This is a genomic window from Gillisella taibaishanensis, assembly GCF_001938985.1.
Classification (GTDB): Bacteria; Pseudomonadota; Alphaproteobacteria; order Rhizobiales; family Rhizobiaceae; genus Allorhizobium; species Allorhizobium taibaishanense.
In genome coordinates, this window is the sequence record NZ_MKIN01000021.1 from 260,757 (window position 1) to 284,347 (window position 23,591).

Genomic DNA, 23,591 nt, shown 5'->3' on the forward strand with positions numbered 1-23,591 from the left:
CAAGGTGTGGGCGATATTTACATCATCGCCTATTTTTTATTCAACATGCTTCGCAAAGTGCATACACATTTTATTGCCAACTCCAGCTCTACCAGACCCGCTGATTTTATAGGGTGATTCCGATTTGGCACGGCCATTGCATACACTTTGTCAATCAGTCGACACCGGACCTGATCACCACAGCCAGGCCGGACACAAAGGGGAACCGCCATGACCAAATTGCCGTCCTTCACCCGCCGTCATTTTCTTCAGACCTCGGCGCTTGGCGCCGCAGCCACCATTGCCGCTCCCGGTGCATTGCGGTCCGCTCAGGCCGCAGATCTCACCGTCGGCTTCATCTATGTCGGCCCGAAGGACGACTATGGCTATAACCAGGCCCATGCCGAGGGCGCCGCCGTGGTCAAGGCGCTGTCGGGCGTGACCGTCGTTGAAGAGGAAAACGTGCCCGAGACCGTCGATGTCCAGAAGACGATGGAATCGATGATCAACCTTGATGGGGCCAGCCTGCTGTTTCCGACCTCCTTCGGCTATTTCGACCCCCATATGCTGGCCGTCGCCGCGAAATATCCCAAGGTGCAGTTCCGTCATTGCGGCGGCCTCTGGCAGAAGGACAAGAACCCCGACAACACCGGCAGCTATTTCGGCTACATCTTCCAGGGCCAGTATCTGAACGGCATCACCGCCGCCTATGCCACCAAGACCAATAAGATCGGCTTTGTCGCCGCAAAGCCGATCCCGCAGGTGGTACAGAACATCAATGCCTTCCTGCTTGGCGCCCGCTCGGTTGATCCGGCCATCACCTGCCAGGTGATCTTCACCGGCGAGTGGTCACTGGCCGTCAAGGAAGCAGAAGCCACCAATGCGCTGGTCGACCAGGGCGTCGACGTCATCACCTGCCATGTCGATAGCCCGAAGGTCGTGGTGCAGACCGCCGCGGGCCGCGGCGCCTTCGTCTGCGGCTATCACGCCAACCAGAGCCCGCTGGCGCCCGAGAAATACCTGACCGGCGCCGAATGGGCCTGGGGCAATGTCTACACGGACTTCGTCAAGAAGGCGCAGGCCGGCGAAAAGCTTGGCAATTTCGTCCGCGGCGGCCTGAAGGACGGCTTCGTCAAGATGAGCCCACTCGGCCCCGGTGTCTCCGCTGAGGCCCGCACCCACTTCGAAAGCACGCTTGCGACGATGAAGGCCGGCGGCTTCACCGTGTTCAAGGGCGGCCAGAAGGACAACAAGGGCAATGTCGTCATCCCCGCCGGCAAGGACTATGCGGAAGACGCCATCGAGCTCGAAAGCATGAACTATCTTGTCGATGGTGTCGCAGGCTCGATGGGCTGATAGGGTGGAGCAGCAGGCCATGACGCAGTCCGAGGCCACATCCCAGAAAGGCCAGAGCGCGCCTCTTCTCGGCGCCGAGAGCGCCGCCGGCGAGCGTCGGGGGCTTCGGCCCCTGGCGGAATGGCTGGCGCGGCGCGCCGAGCCGCTGGCGATCACGCTTCTGGCGATCCTGATTGGGCTTGGCCTGTTCAGCCTGTTCATACTTGCCATCGGCAAATCGCCGCTGCAATTGTTCCAGCTGATGTATGCCGGGGGCTTTGGCTCCTGGTTTTCCCTGCAAAACGCCTTGAGCCGGGCAGCACCCCTGCTGCTGACCGCGCTCTGCGTGGCGCTGCCGGCACGGCTTGGGCTGACCATCATCGGCGCCGAAGGGGCGCTGGTGCTGGGTGGACTTGCCGCCGCAGCCCTTGCTGTGCCGCTCGCCCCTGGCCTCAGCCCCCCTGTCCTCTGGTTGGTCATGGGGCTCATCTCCATGCTGGCCGGCGGGATCTGGATCGGCTTTGCCGGTGCGCTCAAGCATTATCGCGGTGTCAACGAAACGATCTCCTCGCTGCTGCTTGCCTATATCGCCATCGCGCTGATGAACCATTTGATCGAAGGGCCGCTGCGCGATCCCGCCAGCCTCAACAAGCCCTCGACCACGCCGCTCCCGGCCATCGACATGATCGGTAAAATACCGGGCATGGACGTGCATTGGGGTCTCGCTGTCGGCGTTATCGCCTGCGTCATCTCCTATGTCGTCATCGAATGGACGAGCATCGGCTTTGCCGCCCGCATTGCCGGCGGAAATATGCGCGCTGCCCAGATCCAGGGACTGCCCGTTGGCCGGCTGATCGTCGGCTTCACGGTGCTGGCTGGCGGCTTCGCCGGTCTGGCCGGCATGATCGAGGTTGCTGCCGTGCAGGGCAGCGCCAATGGCGCACTCGTCGCCGGCTATGGCTATACCGGCATCCTCGTTGCCTTTCTCGCCCGGCAAAACCCGCTGGCGATCATTCCTGTCGCGATCTTCCTTGGCGGCATCACCGCCTCGGGCGGCCTGATCCAACGGCGCATGGGCCTGCCGGATGCCACGGTGCTGGTGCTGCAAGGCACACTGTTCGTGGTCATCCTGTTTTGTGAAACGCTCTATGGCCGGTTCCGCGCATTTAATCCCGAACTGTGGAAACAGCCTGACCTGTCGAAGGGAGACCGCTGATGGACGATAGCGCGCTTGGCCTCTGGGGCGTGCCGCTGGCAATCTTGGCCGGCGCCATCCGGGTCTCCACCCCCTTCATTTTCGTCAGCCTCGGCGAGACCCTGACGGAACGCTCGGGCCGCATCAATCTCGGCCTCGAAGGCACCCTCGTCTTCGGTGCCATGGCGGCTTACGCCGTGGCCGTCATGACAGGATCGCCCTGGGCAGGCGTTGGCGCCGCCATGGTCGCCGGCAGCCTGTTCGGCTTCGTGCATGGGTTCATCTGCAAGTTTCCGAAGGTCAACGATATCGCCATCGGCATTGCGATGATGCAGTTCGGCCTCGGCCTCGCCTTCTTCTTCGGCAAGCCCTTCATCCAGCCGGTTGCGCCGAAACTGCCGGTTATCCCGCTCGGGTTCTGGTCGCATATCGCCCAGGTTCAGGCGGCGCTGACCATCAATATCCTCTTCGTGATCGGCCTCATACTGGCCGTCGTGCTCTGGTGGGGGCTGAAGAACACCCGCATCGGTCTCATCCTGCGCGTTGTCGGCGACAGTTCGGACGCCGCGCGGGCCATGGGCATCAACCCGGATCGGGTGCGGCTTATCGCTACCATGGCCGGCGGCGCGCTGGCGGCCGTTGGCGGCGCCTATCTCTCGTTGTTCTACCCCGGCGCATGGAACGAGCGGATTTCCTCGGGCCAGGGCCTGATGGCTGTGGCGCTAGTGATTTTTGCTCGCTGGAACCCGCTTGGCTGCGTCGCCGCATCGCTGCTGTTCGGCGGCGCAGGCGCGCTTGGTCCGGCGCTGCAATCAGTCGGTGTCAGCGAGGGCTACTATCTCTTCTACGCCGCACCCTATGTGCTGACGCTGATCATCCTGATCATCACATCCTCGCCGACCCGGGCACTATCAGGCGCGCCGGCGGCACTCTCTTTGACGAAATAGCCACAGGAGGTTCCCATGAACGGATTGGGCGGATTGAACAAATCGGAACACGGCGTCGGCATCGGCCTCGTGCAGCTGCAATTGCCGGTGACAGTGACGCCTGAAGACCTGGCGCGCCAGACGCAGGTGATCGTCGATCTCGTCGGCAAGGCGCGGCGCAACCAGCCGGGCATGGATCTGGTTGTCTTCCCGGAATATGCCCTGCATGGCCTGTCGATGGACATCAACCCCGACATCATGTGCCGGCTGGACGGACCGGAGGTCGCAGCCTTCAAACAGGCCTGCAAAACCAACCGGATCTGGGGCTGCTTTTCCATCATGGAATACAATCCCGGCGGCATGCCGTACAATTCCGGCATCGTCATCGACGACCAGGGCGAGCTGAAACTCTATTATCGCAAGATGCATCCCTGGGTGCCCGTCGAGCCGTGGGAGCCCGGCGATCTCGGAATTCCCGTCATCGACGGCCCGAAGGGCGCCAAGCTGGCGCTGATCATCTGCCACGATGGCATGTTCCCGGAAATGGCCCGTGAATGCGCCTATAAGGGTGCCGAAATCATGATCCGCACGGCAGGCTATACCGCGCCGATTCGCGAATCCTGGCGCTTCACCAACCAATCGAATGCCTTCTGCAATCTGATGGTCACGGCCAATGTCTGCATGTGCGGCTCCGATGGCACTTTCGACAGCATGGGCGAAGGGATGATCTGCAATTTCGACGGCACGATCATCGCCCACGGCACATCCAGCCGGGTCAACGAAATCATCACCGCCGAAGTGCGCCCCGATCTGGTGCGCGAGGCCCGGCTGGGCTGGGGCGTCGAAAACAACATCTACCAGTTCGGCCATCGCGGCTATGTCGCGGTTGCCGGCGGCGCGCAGGATGCGCCTTACACCTATATGCACGACCTGATCGCGGGCCGGTATCGGCTGCCCTGGGAGGATAAGGTCAAGATCACCGACGGCACGGTCTGCGGCTTCGACAAGCCCACCCGCCGTTACGGCGACACGGCCAAATCCGCAGCCGAATAGGAGATGTTCATGGACACGCTGACCGACACCAAGCTCCGCACCCTCGACGCCGATCCTTATCCATGGCCCTATAACGGACAATGGCGGCCGGACAATACCGCCCTCATCATCATCGACATGCAGACCGATTTCTGCGGACCGGGCGGCTATGTCGACCACATGGGCTATGACCTGTCGCTGGTGCGCGCACCGATCGAGCCGATCAAGGCGGTGCTGGCGGCTATGCGCGCCAAGGGCTATCACATCATCCACACCCGCGAGGGTCACCGTCCCGATCTCGCCGACCTTCCCGCCAATAAGCGCTGGCGCTCGCAGCGGATCAATGCCGGTATCGGCGATGCAGGCCCTTGTGGACGCATATTGGTGCGTGGCGAGCCGGGCTGGGATATCATCGAGGAGCTGGCGCCGATGGAAGGCGAGACGATCATCGACAAGCCTGGCAAGGGCTCGTTCTGCGCCACGGATCTGGAGCTGATCCTCAATCAGAAGCGCATCCAGAATATCATCCTGACCGGTATCACCACAGATGTCTGCGTCCACACCACCATGCGCGAGGCCAATGACCGCGGTTTCGAATGCCTGCTGCTGGAGGATTGCTGCGGCGCGACCGACTATGGCAATCACCTCGCCGCCATCAAGATGGTGAAGATGCAGGGCGGCGTGTTCGGAGCCGTCTCCAATTCCAAGGCACTGATTGAGGCCCTGCCGTGACAACACGTTTTCGCGCCTCGGTCTATCGCGTCGCCGCCTCGGCTCCGGATGATATATCCGGCGTCGAAGCGCTGATTGCCGACGGCCTCGATCCGCATAGCATCGTCGCGGTGCTGGGCAAGACCGAAGGCAATGGCTGCGTAAACGATTTCACCCGGGGCTTTGCCACCGCCACTTTCGAGGGGCTGTTTGCGCGTCTGGGTGTGGAAGGCGTCTCCATCGTCATGTCCGGCGGCACCGAAGGGGCGCTTTCGCCTCATTGGACGATATTCGCTCGGGAACAGGTCGACGCGCCAGCCATTTTTGCACCGTCTCGTCGGTCGCTCGCGATCGGGGTCAGCAGAACCGCCGACCTTCTGCCTGAACATCTCGGCCGGAAAGAACAGGTGGACCTGGTCGCTCAGGGCGTGCGCGCCGCCATGGCCAGTGCTGGTATCGATGATCCCGCCGACGTACACTTCGTTCAAATCAAATGCCCGCTTCTAACCTCGGCCAAGGTGGCGCAGGCACAGGCGCGGGGCAAACGCACCGTCATTGCCGATACGCTGAAATCCATGGGTTATTCGCGCGGCGCCTCGGCGCTGGGTGTCGCGGTCGCACTTGGCGAGCTCGGCATGGATGATGTCGAGGACACGGACATCTGCCGCACGCTCGACCTCTATTCCGCCCGCGCTTCCACGTCTGCTGGTGTTGAACTCGCAGACCATGAAATCATCGTGCTCGGCATGAGCGAGCAGTGGACCGGGCCGTTTGCCATGACCCACACTGTGATGTGGGATGCCATGGACGCGCCGAGCGTGCGTGCCGCATGGTCGGCCCTGCCGCTCGGTAGGCTGGCAGCCGTGCTGGCCAAGGCCGAGCCCGACCCGCGCGGCACGGTGCGCGGCCGGCGCCATATCATGCTTGATGACAGCGACATTTCCGGCACCCGCCACGCCCGCGCTTTCGTAGGCGGCGTGCTGGCCGGCGTGTTTGGCGAGACCGAGCTTTACGTATCCGGCGGTGCTGAACATCAGGGTCCTCCTGGCGGCGGCCCGGTCGCCATCATCGTCGAACGGGAGGAATGGGCATGAAAGCCAAGGCCATCGGCATCGAAACCGCCGGCATGACCATGCGGTTCGGCAGCTTCACCGCACTCGATACTGTCTCGATCAAGGTCCAAGCGGGTTCTTTCCATGCGCTGCTCGGAGAAAACGGCGCCGGCAAATCGACGCTGGTCAAATGCATCATGGGCTTTTACCGACAGACCTCAGGCCAATTGCTGGTCGAGGACCGGGAAGTGGAGATCGCCTCGCCGCGCGATGCGGCGGCGCTCGGGCTCGGCATGGTCTACCAGCATTTCACCCTGGTGCCCTCGCTGACCGGCGCCGAAAACCTCGTCATCAGCCGCAACAGCGTGCCTGCGATGATCGATTGGCGGCAGGAGCGCCGGGCGCTCGAGGCCTTCATGGCAACGATGCCGTTCCAAATTCCGCTGGAGCGGCCAGTGCGCGATCTCTCGGCCGGCGAAAAGCAGAAGCTTGAGATCATCAAGCAGCTTTATCTTGGCCGCCGGTTCCTGATCCTCGACGAGCCGACCTCGGTACTGACGCCGGCGGAAGCCGATGACATGCTGGGCCTGGTGCGGGGCCTGACCGAGAGCGGCGCGCTAACCGTGCTGATGATCTCCCACAAGTTTCACGAGGTGCGCAAATTTGCCGATGCCGTCTCGGTTCTCAGGCGCGGCAAGCTTGTCGGCTCCGGCAAAACCGCTGAGCTTACCACTGAAGAGATGGCCGCGATGATGATCGGCGACGTCAAGCTCGCCGCCCTCGACAGCCGCCTGCCGGTTGCCGAAGCGAGCCCATCGATCCTGACGATCAAGGGCCTGAAAACTCGCGACCGCAGTGGCCTGAAGACCATCGAAATAGAGAACCTGAAAGTGCAGGCCGGCGAGATCCTCGGCATCGCCGGCATATCGGGCAATGGCCAGAAGGAACTGGCCGAGGTTCTGGCCGGGCAACGTCCTGCCGAGGCCGGTGAGATCGCAGTTAAGGACAAGCCCTACACCGCCACCCGCCAGGAGACCCGGGCGGCCAATGTCCGCTTTATCCCGGAAGAGCCACTGCTCAATGCCTGCGCACCGAAAATGTCTGTTGCAGAGAACCTCAGTTTTCGCGATTTCGACCTGACGGAGCAAGGAAAGACGAGGGTGTGGCTGAATGCCGGCGCCATGCGCCGCAACGCCAACCGGCTGATTGCGGATTTCAAGGTCAAGACCGCCTCCTCCGCCTCCCCGATCGCCTCGCTGTCGGGCGGTAATGTCCAGCGCGCCGTGCTTGCTCGCGAGCTGACCGGTGCGGTCGATTTGCTCATCGTCTCCAATCCCTGCTTCGGCCTCGATTTCTCTGCCGTCGCCGAAATCCGCGCCCGGATCATGAAGGCCCGCAACAGCGGCAGCGCCGTTCTGCTATTTTCGGAGGATCTGGACGAGTTGATGGAAATGTCCGACCGTATCGCCGTGATGTCGGATGGCAGGCTGGTTTATGAAACACCGGCGCGCGGCGCCGACAGCGCCGTGATCGGCGCCCATATGGCGGGGCACGCATGATGGTTGATATCAAGGCCCAACCCTTCGCCTTCCCTTTGAATGTGGAAAAGGCAGCGCTCATCGTCATCGACATGCAGCGCGACTTTACCGAACCTGGCGGCTTTGGCGAAACGCTCGGCAACGATGTCAGCCTGGTCAGCGCCATTGTGCCGGATGTGAAGCGGCTGCTGGAGGCCGCCCGCGCCACGGGGCTTACTGTGATCCACACCATGGAATGCCACCGGCCCGATCTCTCCGACCTGCCGGAGGCCAAGCGCAATCGCGGCAATCCGAGCCTCCGCATCGGCGACCAGGGACCGATGGGGCGTATTCTGATCTCTGGCGAGTATGGCACGGACATCCTGCCGGCCCTGGCACCGACCCCCGGCGAACTGGTAATCGAAAAGCCCGGCAAAGGCGCCTTTTATGCCACGCCTCTTGGCGACGAGCTGAAATCCCGTGGTATTACTCAGCTGATTTTTGCCGGCGTCACCACCGAGGTCTGCGTGCAGACGACGATGCGGGAGGCCAATGATCGCGGCTATGACTGCTTGCTGGTCGAAGAAGCCACCGCCAGCTACTTCCCGGCTTTCAAACAGGCGGCACTCGACATGATCCGCGCCCAGGGCGGCATTGTCGGCTGGACCGCCCATATCGACGATGTCCTGGAGGCACTGGACCATGGCTGAAACCACCCGAACCAACATGCTATCAGGCGGCTGGAAGGATCTCCCCTACGAGGCTTTCCGTGATGGCGTGACCATTCACTGGATCAACCGCTTTGCTAGCGACCAGCCGGGCGTTGCGCTCCTAAAGTATCAGCCGGGAGCTTCCGTTCCCCGCCACCGCCACGAGGGGCTGGAAACCATTCTCGTGCTCGAAGGCAGCCAGTCAGACGAGACCGGCACCTATGGCACCGGCTCCTTCATCGTCAATGCTGTTGGCACCGAACATTCGGTCTGGAGCATCGATGGCTGCACCGTTCTGATCCAGTGGGATCGCCCCGTAACATTGTTAGAAACCCAATAACATTCCTGAAAGACCGAGAGAGCCATGACCTTTTCAAAAGCATTTGATATCGCATCCCTTCACGCTGCCTACGCCTCGGGCTGGACGGCGCAGGAGATGATCGAAGAGGTATTTTCCCGCATTGCCGCCATTGACGATCCCGGCATTTTCCTGAGCCTTGCCGCCAAGGAAGACCTCCTGGCCGAAGCCAAGGCGCTCGGCACCTTCACGCCTGATAGCAAACCGCTCTGGGGCATTCCCTTTGCCGCCAAGGACAACATCGATGTCGCGGGCTTGCCAACCACAGCCGCCTGCCCTGATTACGCCTATGTCCCGACCGCTGACGCGACCGTGGTGCGGCTGCTGAAGGAAGCTGGCGCGCTTGTCATCGGCAAGACCAATCTCGACCAGTTCGCCACCGGCCTCGTCGGCGTGCGCACGCCGCATTCGATCCCGCGCAATGCCGTGGATCCGACACTGGTGCCCGGTGGCTCCAGCTCCGGTTCGGCGGTTGCCACGGCGCAAGGGATCGTCAGTTTCGCGCTCGGCACCGATACGGCTGGCTCCGGTCGCGTTCCTGCGGGGCTCAACAATATCGTCGGCCTGAAACCGTCGGTTGGCGCGCTCTCGGCTACCGGCGTCGTGCCCGCCTGCCGCACACTCGATTGCGTTTCGATCTTTGCTTTGACCGTCGAGGATGCGCACCGTGTCTTCACCGTTGCTGCTCAGCCTGACGCCAGCGATGCGTATTCCCGCAGCATGCCGGCAGGCCATGCCATGGCGGCAGCCCCGGTACTGCGCATTGGCGTTCCCGCCCGCGCGGATCGCGAATTCTTCGGCGACAAGGCCATGGAAGCCGCCTTCGACACGGCGCTGGTAACGCTCGCCGCCATGGGCCATAAGCTGGTCGAGCTCCCATTTGCCCGATTTTACGAGACCGCAAACCTTCTCTATGAGGGCGCCTGGGTTGCGGAACGCTATGCGGCGGTGAAGGAGTTCTTCGATACGAAGCCCGAAAGCTTCCACCCGGTCACTCACAAGATTTATACTGGCGCCAAGGCGCTGACCGCCGCCGATGCCTTTGCCGGCATGTACCGCCTGCAAGCATTGAAGAAGGAACTTGCGCCGCTGATCGCTTCCGTCGACGTGATCTGCGTACCGACGGCACCAACCCATTATACGCTGGCCGATCTGGAGGCAGAACCGATCAAGGCCAATTCGCGGCTCGGCACCTATACCAATTTCGTCAACCTGTTGGATATGTGCGGCATTGCCGTTCCGACCGGTGCGCGCAGCGATGGCCTGCCGTCGAGCGTCACCATGCTTGCCCCCTTCGGCAAGGATGGGCTGACGGCAGCGCTCGGCGCCGACCTGCACCAGCGCCTTGCCAAGGATCTCGGCGCCACCGGCTGGCCACTGCCGCAGGCAGCTGAAAAGCCTGCCGAAAAGGCCGAGGGACTTATCCCTGTCATCGTCGTCGGCGCGCATCTCTCGGGCATGCCGCTGAACCGGCAGCTCACCGATCTCGATGCCAAGTTCCTGCGCGCCGGCACGACCGCGGCGAGCTATAAGCTGTTTGCCCTGCCGAACCAGACCCCGCCGAAGCCCGGCCTTGTGAGGGTCGACAACGGCGCGGCGATTGCCGTGGAAATCTGGCAGCTGACGCCTGATGGTTTCGGCAAATTCGTCAACATGATCCCGTCACCGATGTGCATCGGCACGGTTTTTCTGGACGACGGATCGAGCGCGAAGGGCTTCCTGGTCGAGCCTTCCGCCCTCGAAGGCGCCGAAGACATTACGCATCTCGGCGGCTGGAGAGCCTATATCGCCAGCCTGTAAAAAATCGCCGCTGGCCAGCAGCAATTGTTTTAAAGACGATAGCCTATCAAAGCCGTGGCGGCGTCGGCCAATTGCCGATCCGCCCGGTCCAGCTTTCAAACAACCGGGACAGTTTCAGGACCGTCAGGTCGGCAAAGCGCGGGCCGACGATCTGCAAGCCGATTGGCATGCCGCTCTCAGAAAATCCGCAATTGATCGAGGCCGCCGGCTGTTCCGACATGTTCCACGGCACGGTAAAGGCGATGTGCTCGAAGGGCTTGTGCGGATCATTCGTCGGCGAAGCCCAATCGGCCGGATAGGACACGGTGGGATTGACCGGCGAGAGCACAGCATCCACCCGGGTGAACAACGCGCCGCAGGTCTTGCGCATCTCGATGGTCTGGCCAAAGCCCTTGACCGCATCGACGCCGCTGACATGGGCGCCACCCTCTGCCCACTCATAAATGTAAGGCAAAATCCGGCGGCGCTTTTCCTCGCTGAGCGGCGCGATATCGCCCCAGAATTTCGAGCGCCAGAAGACGTCGAGTCCGTCAAGCATGGCACGGGTCATGACCGGTCCGACCTCGATGATCTCAGCACCCGCAGCCTCAAATCGCTTGGCGGCGGCGATGACAGCATCGCGCACTTCGGGCTCAGGAGCAAAACCGCAGCCCGCATCCAGCATCAGGCCGATCCGCATACCCTTGAGGTCGATGGCCTCGTCCAGCCAGTCGATCTCCTGCGGCGGCAGGCTGGTGCCATCGCGCCAGTCGGGCCGCGACAGCGTCTGCATGGCATAGGCGGCATCGTCGACGCAGCGGGTCATCGGCCCGGCGCAACGCCCGACATAATACGGATCAACGGGGATGCGGCCATGGCTGGGCTTGAAACCGAACAGCCCGCACCAGCCGGCCGGCAGGCGGACGGAACCACCGATATCAGTGCCGATATGCAGCGGCCCGAAGCCGGCCGCTCCAGCCGCTGCCGCGCCGGCGCTCGACCCACCCGGATTCTGGCTCAGATCCCAGGGATTGCGGCTCAAGGGGTGGAAGCTCGACAGACCCGACGACAGCATGCCGTAATCCGGGCAGGTGGTCTTGGCAAAGATCACCGCGCCGTCCTCGCGCATGCGCGCCGCAATCGGTGCATCGGCAGCGGCTGGCACGAGATCGACGGCGGCGGTCCCGAGCGGCACCGGCTGGCCTTCGGTCGCGATCAACTCTTTCAGCGTCACGGGAATGCCATCGAGGGGGCCGAGTGGCGCGCCGCGCTGCCAGCGTTCTGTGGAAGCAAGCGCCTGGGCACGCGCGCTCTCGGGATCGTAGAGATAGAGCGCCTGGACGGCGGGTTCAAAAGCCTCGACCCGCGCTTCAACGGCCTGCCAATATTCCTCCGGTGAAAGGGTCTTGGCGCTATAGGCAGCGACGAGTTCACGGATGGTGAGGGTGAGAAGGTCGGTCATGGCAGGCTTTCTGTCTGTCTCAAATAGATTGGATCAATTTTCAGTCGGCAGCGCCGGCTATGACGTCTGCCCGGTGGCAAGCCACTTGCCGGCCCGGCGCCAGCGTGCGCAGCAATGGCGCCTCCTGCCCGCAACGGGCCTCGGCCAGCGGGCAGCGGCTACGGAAGGCGCAGCCGGTCCCAGGGTCGCCATTTGCGGCGGGCGGTGGTACGGCCGATTTGGGCGGGCGGCCGAAGCGTTCGATGCTCGGTTCGGCATCTCCAAGGATTTTCGTATAGGGGTGCAGGGGCTGGCGCAGCACGGCCTCGGCCGGTCCCTCTTCCACCAGTCGACCGCGATACATCACCCCGACCCTATCGGCGATACAATCGACGACGGCAAGATTATGGGTGATGAACAGGAAGCTGACGCCCCGGCTGCGGCGCAGGTCCATCAGCAGATTGAGCACCTGGCCCTGAACCGAGAGATCGAGCGCCGAGACTGCTTCATCGGCCACGACAAGTTTCGGCTCGGTGATTAGCGCACGGGCAATGGCGATGCGCTGGCGCTGGCCGCCGGAAAACTCATGCGGATAGCGCTCGGCATGAACGGCCTGCAGGCCGACGCTTTCAAGCATGGCTGCGACCTTGTCGCGGATGGTACCTTTGGCCGGCTTGGGTTGCAGGACATGCAGCGGCTCGGCAATGATCCGGCCGATGGTATGGCGCGGGTCGAGCGAGCCGAACGGGTCCTGGAACACCATCTGGAAGGCCTGCCGCTTTGCCTTCAAAGCTTTGGCCGACAGGGAAAACAGATCGTCGCCGTCAAACAGCACATGGCCTGATGTCGGCCGGTCCAGCGCCATCACCAGCCGCGCCAAGGTCGACTTGCCACAGCCGCTTTCGCCAACGATGCCGTAGATTTCACCGGAGCCGACCGTCAGCGATACGCCGTCCAGCGCCCGGCTAGCATGGGAAGCACCGAATAGCGGCCGGGTAACGTAGTCGCGGGTAAGCCCCTGGATATCGAGCAATCTATCGCCGCTCATCGGCCGATCTCCCTGCGTTCGACCCGCAGACAGCGCAAGGCGCGATCTTCGCTTGCCAGAAACCAGCCGGGCGCCACGGCACGACAGTCGTCGGTGGCCTCGGTGCAGCGGTCGGAAAAACAGCAGCCGGGCGGCAGCCGTGCAAAGCCCGGTACCGTGCCGGCAATGCTGGCGAGCCTGCCATCGCCGGATACCCGTCTCGGCACGGCCGCTACCAGCCCGCGCGTGTAAGGATTGAGCGGCGTGGCGAGAACGGCGCGTGTTGGCCCCTCCTCCATCCGCCGCCCGGCATAGAGCACCAGCGTGCGGTCGCACATCCGGGCGATCACGCCGAGGTCATGGCTGACGAGGATCAGCGCCATCCGGTATTCGCGCACGAGATCGTCGAGAATGTCCAGAATTTCCGCCTGCACCGTCACATCGAGCGCGGTGGTCGGTTCATCGGCAATCATCAGTGCCGGCTTCAGCGCCAGCGCAATGGCAATGCCGACCCGCTGGCGCTGGCCGCCGGACATTTCGTGCGGATAGGTTCCCGCCCGGCGCTTGGCGTCTGCAATGCGCACCTGGTCGAGCAGTTCGACCGCCTCGCGCCGCGCTGCCCGCCAGGACAGGCCTCGATGCCAGACAAGGCCTTCGGCGATTTGGTCGCCAACCGTCATCGCCGGATTGAGCGCGGTCAGCGGCTCCTGAAAGATCATGCCGATCCGGTTGCCTCTGATCTGACAGAGCCGGTCTTCACTCGCTTGAAGCAGGTTTTCGCCGTCGAGCAGGATCTGCCCGGTTGGCCGCGCAACGTCAGGAAGCAGGCCGATGACCGCGAGCGAGGCCAGCGACTTGCCGGAACCGCTTTCACCGACAATGCCGAGCGTTTCGCCGGCCATGAGGTCGACGCTCAGATCCTCGACGATAGGCATGGTTCGCCCATCCGGCAGATCAACGGAAATCGCGAGATCGCGGATCGACAGCAGCGGTTGCTCAGTCATGACCGGCCCCTTTCGCGTGGATCGAACAGGTCGCGCAATCCGTCGCCCAGCATGTTGAAGCCAAGCACGGTCAGCGCAATCGCAAGGCCCGGCATGATCGCAAGCCAAGGAGCAGCGGCCAGATAAGTCTGGGCATCGGCCAGCATTCGCCCCCAGGTGGGTGCCGGCGGCGGCATGCCGAGGCCGAGAAAGCTCAGGCCCGCCTCGGTCAGGATCGCCAGACCGAGCTGGATGGTAACCTGCACGATGATCTGTCCGGCAATATTCGGAAGGATATGATCGAGTGTGATCAGCACCTGCCCCTTGCCGGCGGCACGGGCGGCCAGAACATAGTCGCGCGACCAGATCTGTAGCGCGGCACTGACCGTCACCCGCGCAAAGACCGGCACCATGAAGGTGGCGATCGCGACAATGGCGGTAAACCGGCCGGTGCCGAGCAGCGCACCCAGCAACATCGCCGACAGGATCGGCGGAATGGCAAAGATCACGTCGTTGATGCGCATGGTCAGCGCCTCGACCCAGCCGCGCCGGGCCGCCACCGTCACCCCGAGCAAGGTGCCCACGAAGGCCCCAAGCGCCACAGCCGCCACAGCCGTCGACAGCGAATTCCAGGCACCGACCATCAACATCGAGGTCAGGTCGCGGCCAAGTTGGTCTGTGCCAAGCAGGCCATGCACCAGCGGCGGCTTCAGCTTGTAGATGATCTGCATCTTGGTTGGCGGCAGCGGCGTCCAGATGAGCGATAGCAGCGCGACGGCGACGAGCAGGACGATGATCGTGCCGCCGATCAGCAGCGTCGGGCGCGGCAACAGACGGTTGGGGCGAGCGGGCTTCGCGGCCAAGACGGGTTTTACTGTCGTATCAGTCATTTGCCCCTCCCCCGCAACCGTGGATCGAGTACGAGATAGGAGAGATCGACCAGGAAATTCATCAGGATCACCAGGCCGGCGAAAAACAGCACGACATCCTGCATGACGATAATGTCGCGCTGGTTGAGCGCCTGATAGGCGAGCCTGCCGAGACCCGGCAGGTTGAAGACATTTTCGATGAGGATGGCACCGGCAATCAAGAAGGTGAACTGCAGGCCGAGAATAGTCATGACTGGCACCAGCGCATTGGGAACAGCATGGCGCCAAAGGGCGGCGCGCCGTGTCAGTCCCTTGGCGCGGGCCGTGCGCACGAAATCCTCGTTCATCACCTCAAGCACGGCAGAGCGGGTGACGCGGGTGAGCACGCCTGCCTGCGGCAGCGCGAGGGCAATGGCCGGCAGCAGCAGAGCCTTCAGCGCCGGACCAATCCCGGCCTGCCAGCCGGGAAAGCCGCCCGCCGGCATCCAGCCGAGACCGATGGAAAAGGCGAGCACCAGCAGAAGCCCGACCCAGAAGCCGGGCACGGCGATGAACAGTTGCGACAGCACGCCCGCAGCATAATCGAAGCCTCGATTGCGCCTTGCGGCGGAGGCAACGCCAAGCGGAATGGCGATCAACATCGACAGGATGATCGCCAGGATCGCCAGCGGTATGGTCACCAGTAGACGCTCGCCAATCAGGCCGGCCACCGGCACGCCGTAGGTATAGGAGCGGCCGAGATCGCCCGTCAGCGCGCCGGCCAGCCATTGCAGGTAGCGCAGCACCAGCGGCTGATCGAGGCCCAATTCATGGCGCAAGGCCGCCAGAGTATCGGGGCTCGCCGAGGTGCCAAGCATGATTGCGGCGGGATCACCGGGCAGCACGTCCATCAGCAAAAAGATCAGGATCGAGACGCAAGCAAGCGTCAGGATCAGGCCGCCGAGCCGCCTGAGAATGAGGGCAGACATAAGTATTTCCTTCCTGCGCGGCGCCAGCGGCAAGCTAATGCTGCCGGCCGCCGGTCAGTCCTCCCAATGCACCTCGGTCAGGACATTGGCGGGGATCGGCTCGTTTTCCCACAAGCCCTTGATCTTCTTGTTCCAGACCCCGAGCTTCGGCATGACGAACAGGTAAAGCGCCGGCACGTCTTCCGCCAGAATCTGCTGTGCCTGACCATAAAGCTTTGCCTGGGCCGCCGGATCTGACGTGACCTGAATCTTCTTGATCGTCTCGTTGAAGACAGGGTTCTTGTAGTTGAAGTAATAGGGGTCGCGGCTGTAGATATCGATATCCATTGGCTCGGCATGGGCAACGATGGTCATGTCGTAATCCGTACCCTTGAAGACGTCGGAAACCCATTTGCCCGGAAATTCCGTCGGCTGGATCGTCATGGTCACGCCGATTTCCGCCAACATGGCCTGCATCACCTCAGCGCTGCGCGGCGCGTAAGACATCTGCGGCGTCTTGATGGTGAAGCTGAAACCGTTGGGATAACCGGCCTCTGCCAGCAGTGCCTTGGCCTTCTCAGGATTGTAAGGCAGGACCTTGGTCGTATCGATATATCCGGGGTCGTTCGGCGTGTAATGGCTGCCAATCACGGTGCCATAGCCGGACCAGGCACCTTCAACGAGCGTCGCCCGGTCGACGGCCATCATCAGTGCCTGGCGCACGCGCTTGTCGTTGAAAGGCTTGCGGGCATTGTTCATGCCAGCCACCACTTTAAGCTCGGTATTGCCGATCACCGTCGCCAGCTTCGCCTCGTCCTTGAAACTGTCCATCAGTTCAGGCGCGGTAAATTCCGGGAAGGCATCGATATCGCCCGATTTCAGCGCTGCGGCCTGGGCCTGCGGATCAGGGATGAAGCGGAAGGTGACCTTGTCGAGGCCAAGCTTGACTTGCTTGTCCCAATAATCAGGATTGGCGGCGAGTTCGACCCGGTCGCCTTTCGCCCAACTGACGAATTTGAACGGGCCAGTACCGATTGGATTGGTTTTGTCATCGGCAGCGCTCTTCGGCGCCACCATGACCGAAGCCGGCCAGCCGAGCCAGTAGAGCAGCGATCCAGTCGGCTCCTTCAGTTTCAGCACGAGGGTCGCCTTGTCGGGCGTCTCAATGCTCTCAATCTTGCTGTAAAAGCGCTTCTGGGGATTGGTGCTGTCGGTGCCGCGCGCGCGGTCAAGGGCGAACTTCGCGACGGACGAATCGAATTCCTCGCCATCGTGGAATTTGACGCCTTCCTGCAGCTTGAACGTATAGGTCAGTCCGTCGGGCGAAATCTCCCAGGATTTTGCCAGTTGCGGCACGACCTTGCCGTCCTTGTCGATGGCAACCAGTCCCTCGAACACATTCTGCCAGGTGACCTGGCCAATGGCCACGGGTGCAGCAACCGTTGGATCAAGGCCCGTCGGCTCGATATTCATGCCGAGTTTGAGCGTAGTCTGCGCCGACCAGGCGAGATCAGGCGATATGAGCGACAGCGCCGTTGCACCAACCATCGCCGCAACCGTAGCAGCCATCGAACGGCGCAAAGCCATCGGCGTGAAAACCCGTGATTGAACCATCGTCATTCCCCTTGGTAAACGCTCGTTAGCCCGTGTGACCACGGATGGCGCATTGGTAAAAATACTGTCATCTCGCAGGCGCCCACACAATGCGGTTTTTTGTGTGAGCCGTGCAGCGAAAAACGTTACACTGCATGGATCATCTGCTCCCGCATGAAACGATCTATGGCATCCACCAGTTTCGAAGCCGCGAAAGACAGCTGCCGGTCTCCCGCCACGCAAAGATCAATTGGCGTGCGGATACCGGCGCCGCCGGCGACCGGAATCACGACCAGATCGCCAGCGCGGCGCTCACGCGCCACCGTCTGGGCCGGCAGCAGCGTCAGCGCCGCACCGCGCAGCACCAGTTCGCGCTGCATTTCCAGCGATCCCGTGACAAAGACCGGATCGAGAACCTGCCCGGCCTTGCGAAACCAGGCATCGAAAGCGCGGCGCGCGCCATAGGAGGCATCCGGCACCGCCAGAGGATAGGTGGCAAGCTGCGCAATAGTGATCTCTTTCAGCTGTGCTGCCGGATGATGGCTGGCGGCAATCACGTCATAGACGATCTGCGCCCGCGACCGGACCTTTGTCGCCGCATCCGGCTGCGAAAACAGCGTCACCGCAATGTCCGCCCTGGCGCTCGAAAGCGCCTCGATCGCCTCGCTGGCGCTGGCGATTGTCACCGAAAACCGGATATTGGGATAGACGAGGCTGAAATCCGCGAGCGCCGGGGCCAGTAGATTGGCAACCGTCGCGCCGCTCGCCTGGATATGCACATGGCCCCGCTTCAGCCCCTGCAAGTCGTCGATCAGTTGGTTGACGTGGTCCAGCTCACGCAGCGTTTTGCCGGCCCGCGCTGCAAGCAACTCCCCCGCCGCCGTCAGCTGAATGCCACGGCTGGAGCGCTCGACCAGCGTGGTGCCGAAAAAGTGTTCGAGCTGATCGATCTGCCGGGCAAGCGCCGTTGGCTGCACATTCAGCCGCTCGGCGGCGGCCCGCATTGACCGAGTCCGCACCAGTTCATCGAAATAGATCAGCGCTCTTATCTGCATATAGGCGTCCCCGGCTGCTCAGAACTGCCATAGTTTTCCAAGGGTTCCAAGTCCGACCTGTCATCTGCCACAGGCTTTCGCACCGTCGTGGTCGATTTCCTGTTCCATTGAGCGCACGCGTTGTACCAGGAAATTGACGCAACTTTCAGCCCAATAAATAGGCGATTTTTTTGTTGACTATATTTTAACCTGGCCCTAGCCTGCTGGATATGAACCCACCGCGCTTGGAAAATCGGCTGCGGCGGAAACGACAGAAGGCCAATGACGGCCGTCTTGTCATCACACATGGCTTTGGTGCCGCAGGCAAATACGCCCCGCCGCCCGTCTTTCAGACGGGCCGGGGCTTTTTTTATGCGCGCTTCAACCGCGCGGATAAGACTGGAGAGTGAATGAGCCGCATATCCGTCCCCGTATCGATTTTGTTTTCCACAACCGGAGCCTACGCGGCACTCGGCCGGGAAGCGGTTGACGGGGCGATGGCGGCGATTGCCGAGATCAATGGCGATCAGGAGTCTTCCGTCCGGCTGGAGCCGAAGCTATCAGATCCCGGCGGCAGTGCCGAACGCTACGGCCTGATGGCCGAGGCTGCGGTGCGCGACGAAGGTTGCCGTCACATCATCGGCGCCATCACCTCCTGGAGCCGCAAGGAAATCCTGCCGGTTGTCGAGCGTGCCGGCGCCCTGCTTTGGTATGCCTTTCCTTATGAGGGCTATGAAGCAAGCGACAGCGTCATCTATCTTGGCGCCTGTCCCAACCAGCATCTTCTGCCGCTGTTCGAGCATGTCATGCCGAAGGTTGGGCCCCGGCCGCTCATCGTCGGCTCCAACTACATCTGGGGCTGGGAAGTCAGCCGCATCGCCCGCGAGCTGACCGAGGCTGCCGGCGGCCAGGTCGTGGCTGATCGCTACATGCCGCTCGGCTCCACGCAGGTGGATCACCTCATCACCGAGATCCGCCAGAAGCGGCCGGATTTCATCCTCAGTAATCTCGTCGGCCAATCGGCCGCTGCTTTCCTTGCCGCCTATGATGCGCTGCGCCGGGACGATCCGGATTTCGGGCCGGAGCATTGCCCGGTCGTTGCCTGCAATCTGTGCGAGACGGATCTTGCCGTGATCGAGCCAGCCGCCCGCACCGGCCATATCACCACCTCGGTCTATTTTCACGGAGTGGACAGTGCCGACAATGCTGATTTCAAGGCGAAGATGGCGCAGCGCCATGGTCCTGACCGACGGCTGAACGCGACATTCGTGTCGGCCTATGCAGCGGTCACCACGCTGGCGCAGACGATTGCCGATGTCGGCAGCGATCTGCCTGACGCCGTGCGCCATGCAGCAACAGCCCGGCTGTTCCGCACGCCGCTCGGCCCGCTCAAGATCGACCCGCGTACCCAGCACGCCGCTCTGCGTCCGCATCTCGCGGTGTCGGATGAGGCAGGCGCCTTCAATCCATTTCAGAGCACTGAGCGCCCCGTCGTTGCCGATCCCTTTCTCGTGCAGACCCATATGCGGCGCCATGATGACAGCCCGCCAAATCCGCCGCCACAGGGCTCGTCCAAGACCCATTTGACCGGCAGACCGCCTTTGAAGGTGATCAAATGAAACAGGCTGACCGACCCCTGCTTGCCGATTGGCATGCCATCATCCTGCATCGCCCGCATCCTTCCGTCGACGCGCTGAAGCGCCAGTTGGAACTGCTTCATATCCGCGTCACCACCGTCTGGCCGCAGCTGGACGAGACCCACGCCGGCGCCGACATCGTGTTCTTTGACGCCGACATGGGCCATGATGGGCAGTTTCCCTGGCCGAGCGGCTTTGCACCGATGCCGATGGTCGCACTGATCGGATCGGAAACCCCGGGACGGATCGAATGGGCGCTTGCGCAGGGCTCGAATGCGCATCTGCTCAAGCCCATCGGCTCGACCGGCGCCTATAGCGCGCTGTTGATCGCCACCCATGCCTATCGTGCAGCACTCAGCCAGGCGGACGATATCCGCACGCTGGAAAACCGGGTGCGCCAGCGGCCTGTCGTCGTCCACGCCGTGCTCGATCTGCTGCGCCAGGGCGCGGGCAGCGAGGAAGAGGCCTGGGCGAGGCTGCGGCGGGTCGCCATGGACTGGGGCATGACCATTGAGGATGCCGCCGAAGCGATCTGCCGCAAGGACCGTCATATCGGCAGCTTTCCAACCCGAAAATCCAACTGAATCAGAATGACCATTAAAGGAGTGCATTGCGTGTCTATCGTGGAAGGTTTCGCGCCCTATGGCGACTATCAGACCTGGTACCGGATCACCGGCGACCTCACCTCCGGCAAGCCGCCACTGATCGTTGCCCATGGCGGCCCTGGCTGCACCCATGACTATGTCGATAGCTTCAAGGACATCGCCGCCACAGGCCGCGCCGTCATTCATTATGATCAGGTCGGCAATGGCAAATCCACGCATCTGCCTGACAAGGGCGGGGATTTCTGGACCGTCGACTTCTTCAAGGCGGAACTGCACAACCTGATCGACCATCTCGGCATCCGCGCCGGCTACTGCTTGCTCGGCCAGTCCTGGGGCGGCATGCTGGGCGCCGAATTTTCAGTCGATCAGCCGGCGGGCCTGAAGGCACTCGTCATCGCCAATTCACCGGCATCGCTGCCGACCTGGGTGGCGGAAGCCAACCGGCTGCGTAAGGAATTGCCTGATGACGTACAAGCCACACTGTTGGCCCACGAACAGGCCGGCACCACCGACAGCGACGAGTATATGAAGGCAACCGACGTCTTCAACCAGCGCCATGTCTGCCGCATCGTGCCGATGCCGCCCGAGGTGCAGCGCACCTTCGACGCCATTGCCGCCGATCCGACCGTCTACCACACCATGAACGGTCCGAACGAGTTTCATGTCATCGGCACGATGAAGGACTGGAGCATCGAGGGCCGGCTGTCGACCATCAATGTGCCGGTGCTGCTGATCTCGGGCCACTTCGACGAGGCAACCGTGGCTTGCGTCCAGCCTTATGCCGACGAGATCCCTGACGTGCGCTGGAGGATTTTCGAGCACTCCAGCCATATGCCGCATGTCGAGGAGCGCGAGGCCTGCATGGCCGTCGTCGCCGGTTTCCTCGATGAAAAGGCTGCTTAATTCCAGACCATCAAAGCGGCCGCGACAAGAGCCGCAGACCTGCCCCAAAACCCAATAACCAGAGGGAATGAACGCAATGACCAGATCCCCAAAAGCCTTAGCATCAAGAGCGGGCGCCTTTATCGCAACCTGCCTTTTGGCCCAGACCGCGCTGACAGCCCCGTCGCATGCGGAAGATCGAGCCGCGTTGATGGCCCAGCATCGCGGCGGCACCATGGTGCTGGCAGCGGTTTCGGCCGCCGGCACCATTGACCCCGCGATCAACTATACCGGGCAGTATTGGCAGATCCTGCAGATGACCAATGACGGTCTCGTCAAGTTCAAGCAGGCGGCCGGCACCGAAGGCTTCAAGATCGTGCCTGACGTGGCCGAAGCCATTCCCGAGCCGCAGGATGGCGGCAAGACCTATGTCTTCAAGATCCGCAAAGGCATCATGTTCTCGACCGGCAAGGAGCTTAAGCCCTCTGATGTCGCGGCCTCCTTCCAGCGCATCTTCAAGGTCAATGGGCCGACGACCGGCAGCTTCTACAATGGCATTGTCGGCGCCGACAAATGCATCGCGGATGCCGCAAACTGCACGCTCGAAGGCGGCGTGATCGCCGACGACGCGGCCGGCACCGTCACCATTCACCTGACCCAGCCGGATTCGGAATTCTTCGACAAGATGGCCGTGCCGCATGCCAGCATCCTGCCAGCCGATACGGCCGCCAAGGACGCAGGCACGACGCCGGTTGCCGCCACCGGCCCCTATATGATCGACAGCTACAACCCGAATGAAAAAATGGTGCTGAAGCGCAACCCGCATTTCAAGGAGTGGAGCGTGGATGCCCAGCCGGACGGCTATGCGGACGAGATCGTCTACCAGTTCGGCATGACCGAGGAAGCCACGATCAATGCGGTCCAGAACGGCCAGGTCGACTGGATGTTCGACACGCCGCCGGCCGACCGCCTGCCGGAACTGGGCTCGAAATATGCCAAGCAGATGCATATCGATCCGCTGGCTGCCTTCTGGTACCTGCCGATGAACACAAATTTGGCACCGTTTAACAACATCAAGGTGCGCCAGGCCCTGAACTACGCGCTGGACCGCGATGCGCTGGTTGGCCTGTTCGGTGGCGAAGCGCTTGCCTCTCCGACCTGCCAGATCCTGCCGCCAGACTTCCCCGGCTACGCACCACAGTGCCTTTATACGAAAAACCCCGGCGAAAGCTGGAGCGAGCCCGATATGGACAAGGCCAAGGCCCTGATCAAGGAAAGCGGCACCGCCGGCCAGAAGGTGACGATCATTGCCGAAGACAATGCTGTCGGACGCGGCATCGGAACCTATGTGCAGAGCCTGCTGAACGAACTTGGTTATGACGCCTCGCTGAAGGCGATCTCGCCGAATATCGAGTTCACCTATATCCAGAACACCAATAACAACGTCCAGCTCAGCGTCACGCAGTGGTACATGGACTATCCGGCCCCGTCGGACTTCATCAATGTGCTGCTGTCGTGCGACAGCATCCATCCGGGCAGCGATGCCTCGATCAACATTGCTGGCTACTGCAACAAGGACCTGGACAAGCAGATGCAGGATACGATGGCGCTCGCCATCAAGGACCCTGACGCAGCCAATGCCAACTGGGCGAAGATCGATAAGGCCTTCATGGAACAGGCACCGCTTGCCCCGCTGTTCACGCCGAAAAGCGTCAACTTTACCTCGGCCCGCCTCGGCAACTACCTGTTCAACAAGCAGAACCGCTGGGTGGTCTCGCAGTCCTGGGTGAAGTGACAGCGCATATAATCCTAAGCGCGTGAAACCCCTCCCCAACCCTCCCCACAAGGGGGAGGGAGTTAACCCGCCGCAACGTCCTCGTCTTGCTTTTTAGTTCGACGGCGTCAAGACTCTTCTCCCCCTTGTGGGGGAGATGGCCGGCAGGCCAGAGGGGGTTTTCCGAAGTTACCAATGGCCCTCC

The 23,591-nt window shown here is 62.3% G+C and carries 21 protein-coding genes; 14 read left to right on the forward strand and 7 right to left on the reverse strand.

Features of this window, described 5'->3' with window-relative positions; genetic code table 11:
• The first annotated feature begins 210 nt into the window (after window positions 1-210).
• Genes BJF91_RS08470 through atzF form a run of 10 tightly spaced genes read left to right on the forward strand, consistent with a single transcriptional unit; the run spans window position 211 to window position 10,615 of the window.
• The gene (locus BJF91_RS08470; protein ID WP_075614058.1) at window positions 211-1,335 is read left to right on the forward strand and encodes a BMP family ABC transporter substrate-binding protein; all 1,125 of its coding nucleotides are present in this window, start codon (window positions 211-213) and stop codon (window positions 1,333-1,335) included.
• 19 nt (window positions 1,336-1,354) lie between these two features.
• Window positions 1,355-2,530, forward strand: a complete 1,176-nt coding sequence (locus BJF91_RS08475; RefSeq protein ID WP_075614059.1) for an ABC transporter permease — start codon at window positions 1,355-1,357, stop codon at window positions 2,528-2,530.
• Window positions 2,530-3,456: an ABC transporter permease gene (locus BJF91_RS08480; protein WP_075614060.1), complete on the forward strand. Its 927-nt coding sequence runs from the start codon at window positions 2,530-2,532 to the stop codon at window positions 3,454-3,456. The genes BJF91_RS08475 and BJF91_RS08480 overlap by 1 nt, the downstream gene beginning before the upstream one ends.
• A gap of 15 nt (window positions 3,457-3,471) precedes the next feature.
• Window positions 3,472-4,488 carry a formamidase gene (locus tag BJF91_RS08485; RefSeq protein ID WP_075614061.1) on the forward strand — a complete coding sequence of 339 codons (1,017 nt, stop codon included), beginning with the start codon at window positions 3,472-3,474 and terminating at the stop codon, window positions 4,486-4,488.
• A 9-nt stretch (window positions 4,489-4,497) separates the two neighbouring features.
• Window positions 4,498-5,199, forward strand: a complete 702-nt coding sequence (gene biuH, locus BJF91_RS08490) for a biuret amidohydrolase (protein WP_075614062.1) — start codon at window positions 4,498-4,500, stop codon at window positions 5,197-5,199.
• A complete protein-coding gene (gene atzD / locus BJF91_RS08495) occupies window positions 5,196-6,272 on the forward strand; it encodes a cyanuric acid amidohydrolase (RefSeq protein ID WP_075614063.1) in 1,077 nt (358 codons plus the stop codon). Before biuH ends, atzD begins: the two co-directional genes overlap by 4 nt.
• Window positions 6,269-7,789 (forward strand): ABC transporter ATP-binding protein, encoded by a 1,521-nt coding sequence (locus BJF91_RS08500; RefSeq protein WP_234801575.1) that lies wholly within the window; start codon window positions 6,269-6,271, stop codon window positions 7,787-7,789. Before atzD ends, BJF91_RS08500 begins: the two co-directional genes overlap by 4 nt.
• The gene (locus BJF91_RS08505; protein ID WP_075614533.1) at window positions 7,789-8,457 is read left to right on the forward strand and encodes a cysteine hydrolase family protein; all 669 of its coding nucleotides are present in this window, start codon (window positions 7,789-7,791) and stop codon (window positions 8,455-8,457) included. The genes BJF91_RS08500 and BJF91_RS08505 overlap by 1 nt, the downstream gene beginning before the upstream one ends.
• Complete coding sequence (locus BJF91_RS08510) at window positions 8,450-8,797, forward strand: cupin domain-containing protein (RefSeq protein WP_075614065.1); 348 nt, start codon at window positions 8,450-8,452, stop codon at window positions 8,795-8,797. Before BJF91_RS08505 ends, BJF91_RS08510 begins: the two co-directional genes overlap by 8 nt.
• Before the next feature lie 24 nt (window positions 8,798-8,821).
• Window positions 8,822-10,615, forward strand: a complete 1,794-nt coding sequence (gene atzF / locus BJF91_RS08515; RefSeq protein ID WP_075614066.1) for an allophanate hydrolase — start codon at window positions 8,822-8,824, stop codon at window positions 10,613-10,615.
• Between the two features lie 46 nt (window positions 10,616-10,661).
• Here atzF and BJF91_RS08520 read toward each other — a convergent pair whose 3' ends face one another.
• The 7 genes from BJF91_RS08520 to BJF91_RS08550 all read right to left on the reverse strand — a co-directional run bounded on the left by BJF91_RS08520 (window position 10,662) and on the right by BJF91_RS08550 (window position 18,509).
• Entirely contained in the window at window positions 10,662-12,056 is a 1,395-nt protein-coding gene (locus BJF91_RS08520; RefSeq protein WP_075614067.1) for an amidase, read from the reverse strand.
• Between the two features lie 40 nt (window positions 12,057-12,096).
• Entirely contained in the window at window positions 12,097-13,083 is a 987-nt protein-coding gene (locus BJF91_RS08525; RefSeq protein ID WP_075614068.1) for an ABC transporter ATP-binding protein, read from the reverse strand.
• Window positions 13,080-14,066: an ABC transporter ATP-binding protein gene (locus BJF91_RS08530; protein ID WP_075614069.1), complete on the reverse strand. Its 987-nt coding sequence runs from the start codon at window positions 14,064-14,066 to the stop codon at window positions 13,080-13,082. The genes BJF91_RS08525 and BJF91_RS08530 overlap by 4 nt, the downstream gene beginning before the upstream one ends.
• Window positions 14,063-14,935: an ABC transporter permease gene (locus BJF91_RS08535; RefSeq protein ID WP_075614070.1), complete on the reverse strand. Its 873-nt coding sequence runs from the start codon at window positions 14,933-14,935 to the stop codon at window positions 14,063-14,065. Before BJF91_RS08535 ends, BJF91_RS08530 begins: the two co-directional genes overlap by 4 nt.
• Entirely contained in the window at window positions 14,932-15,882 is a 951-nt protein-coding gene (locus BJF91_RS08540; RefSeq protein WP_075614071.1) for an ABC transporter permease, read from the reverse strand. Before BJF91_RS08540 ends, BJF91_RS08535 begins: the two co-directional genes overlap by 4 nt.
• Before the next feature lie 54 nt (window positions 15,883-15,936).
• Window positions 15,937-17,475, reverse strand: a complete 1,539-nt coding sequence (locus BJF91_RS08545; protein WP_075614534.1) for an ABC transporter substrate-binding protein — start codon at window positions 17,473-17,475, stop codon at window positions 15,937-15,939.
• Between the two features lie 125 nt (window positions 17,476-17,600).
• A complete protein-coding gene (locus BJF91_RS08550; RefSeq protein ID WP_075614072.1) occupies window positions 17,601-18,509 on the reverse strand; it encodes a LysR family transcriptional regulator in 909 nt (302 codons plus the stop codon).
• Window positions 18,510-18,898: 389 nt separating this feature from the next.
• On the opposite strand from BJF91_RS08550, the gene BJF91_RS08555 reads away from it, so the two are divergent.
• The 4 genes from BJF91_RS08555 to BJF91_RS08570 all read left to right on the forward strand — a co-directional run bounded on the left by BJF91_RS08555 (window position 18,899) and on the right by BJF91_RS08570 (window position 23,407).
• Complete coding sequence (locus BJF91_RS08555; RefSeq protein WP_075614073.1) at window positions 18,899-20,107, forward strand: transporter substrate-binding protein; 1,209 nt, start codon at window positions 18,899-18,901, stop codon at window positions 20,105-20,107.
• On the forward strand, window positions 20,104-20,709 hold the full coding sequence (locus BJF91_RS08560; RefSeq protein WP_075614074.1) for an ANTAR domain-containing response regulator: 606 nt from the start codon (window positions 20,104-20,106) through the stop codon (window positions 20,707-20,709). The genes BJF91_RS08555 and BJF91_RS08560 overlap by 4 nt, the downstream gene beginning before the upstream one ends.
• A 6-nt stretch (window positions 20,710-20,715) precedes the next feature.
• Entirely contained in the window at window positions 20,716-21,633 is a 918-nt protein-coding gene (locus BJF91_RS08565; protein ID WP_075614075.1) for a proline iminopeptidase-family hydrolase, read from the forward strand.
• A gap of 76 nt (window positions 21,634-21,709) precedes the next feature.
• Window positions 21,710-23,407, forward strand: coding sequence for an ABC transporter substrate-binding protein (locus BJF91_RS08570; RefSeq protein WP_075614535.1), 1,698 nt, complete (start codon window positions 21,710-21,712; stop codon window positions 23,405-23,407).
• Window positions 23,408-23,591: the final 184 nt, after the last annotated feature.

Coding starts and splice junctions, on each gene's coding strand:
- BJF91_RS08470 (WP_075614058.1), top strand. CDS start 211: ATGACCAAATTGCCGTCCTTCACCCGCCGTCATTTTCTTCAGACCTCG.
- BJF91_RS08475 (WP_075614059.1), top strand. CDS start 1,355: ATGACGCAGTCCGAGGCCACATCCCAGAAAGGCCAGAGCGCGCCTCTT.
- BJF91_RS08480 (WP_075614060.1), top strand. CDS start 2,530: ATGGACGATAGCGCGCTTGGCCTCTGGGGCGTGCCGCTGGCAATCTTG.
- BJF91_RS08485 (WP_075614061.1), top strand. CDS start 3,472: ATGAACGGATTGGGCGGATTGAACAAATCGGAACACGGCGTCGGCATC.
- biuH (WP_075614062.1), top strand. CDS start 4,498: ATGGACACGCTGACCGACACCAAGCTCCGCACCCTCGACGCCGATCCT.
- BJF91_RS08500 (WP_234801575.1), top strand. CDS start 6,269: ATGAAAGCCAAGGCCATCGGCATCGAAACCGCCGGCATGACCATGCGG.
- BJF91_RS08505 (WP_075614533.1), top strand. CDS start 7,789: ATGGTTGATATCAAGGCCCAACCCTTCGCCTTCCCTTTGAATGTGGAA.
- BJF91_RS08510 (WP_075614065.1), top strand. CDS start 8,450: ATGGCTGAAACCACCCGAACCAACATGCTATCAGGCGGCTGGAAGGAT.
- atzF (WP_075614066.1), top strand. CDS start 8,822: ATGACCTTTTCAAAAGCATTTGATATCGCATCCCTTCACGCTGCCTAC.
- BJF91_RS08520 (WP_075614067.1), bottom strand. CDS start 12,056: ATGACCGACCTTCTCACCCTCACCATCCGTGAACTCGTCGCTGCCTAT.
- BJF91_RS08525 (WP_075614068.1), bottom strand. CDS start 13,083: ATGAGCGGCGATAGATTGCTCGATATCCAGGGGCTTACCCGCGACTAC.
- BJF91_RS08530 (WP_075614069.1), bottom strand. CDS start 14,066: ATGACTGAGCAACCGCTGCTGTCGATCCGCGATCTCGCGATTTCCGTT.
- BJF91_RS08535 (WP_075614070.1), bottom strand. CDS start 14,935: ATGACTGATACGACAGTAAAACCCGTCTTGGCCGCGAAGCCCGCTCGC.
- BJF91_RS08540 (WP_075614071.1), bottom strand. CDS start 15,882: ATGTCTGCCCTCATTCTCAGGCGGCTCGGCGGCCTGATCCTGACGCTT.
- BJF91_RS08545 (WP_075614534.1), bottom strand. CDS start 17,475: ATGGTTCAATCACGGGTTTTCACGCCGATGGCTTTGCGCCGTTCGATG.
- BJF91_RS08550 (WP_075614072.1), bottom strand. CDS start 18,509: ATGCAGATAAGAGCGCTGATCTATTTCGATGAACTGGTGCGGACTCGG.
- BJF91_RS08555 (WP_075614073.1), top strand. CDS start 18,899: ATGAGCCGCATATCCGTCCCCGTATCGATTTTGTTTTCCACAACCGGA.
- BJF91_RS08560 (WP_075614074.1), top strand. CDS start 20,104: ATGAAACAGGCTGACCGACCCCTGCTTGCCGATTGGCATGCCATCATC.
- BJF91_RS08565 (WP_075614075.1), top strand. CDS start 20,716: ATGACCATTAAAGGAGTGCATTGCGTGTCTATCGTGGAAGGTTTCGCG.
- BJF91_RS08570 (WP_075614535.1), top strand. CDS start 21,710: ATGACCAGATCCCCAAAAGCCTTAGCATCAAGAGCGGGCGCCTTTATC.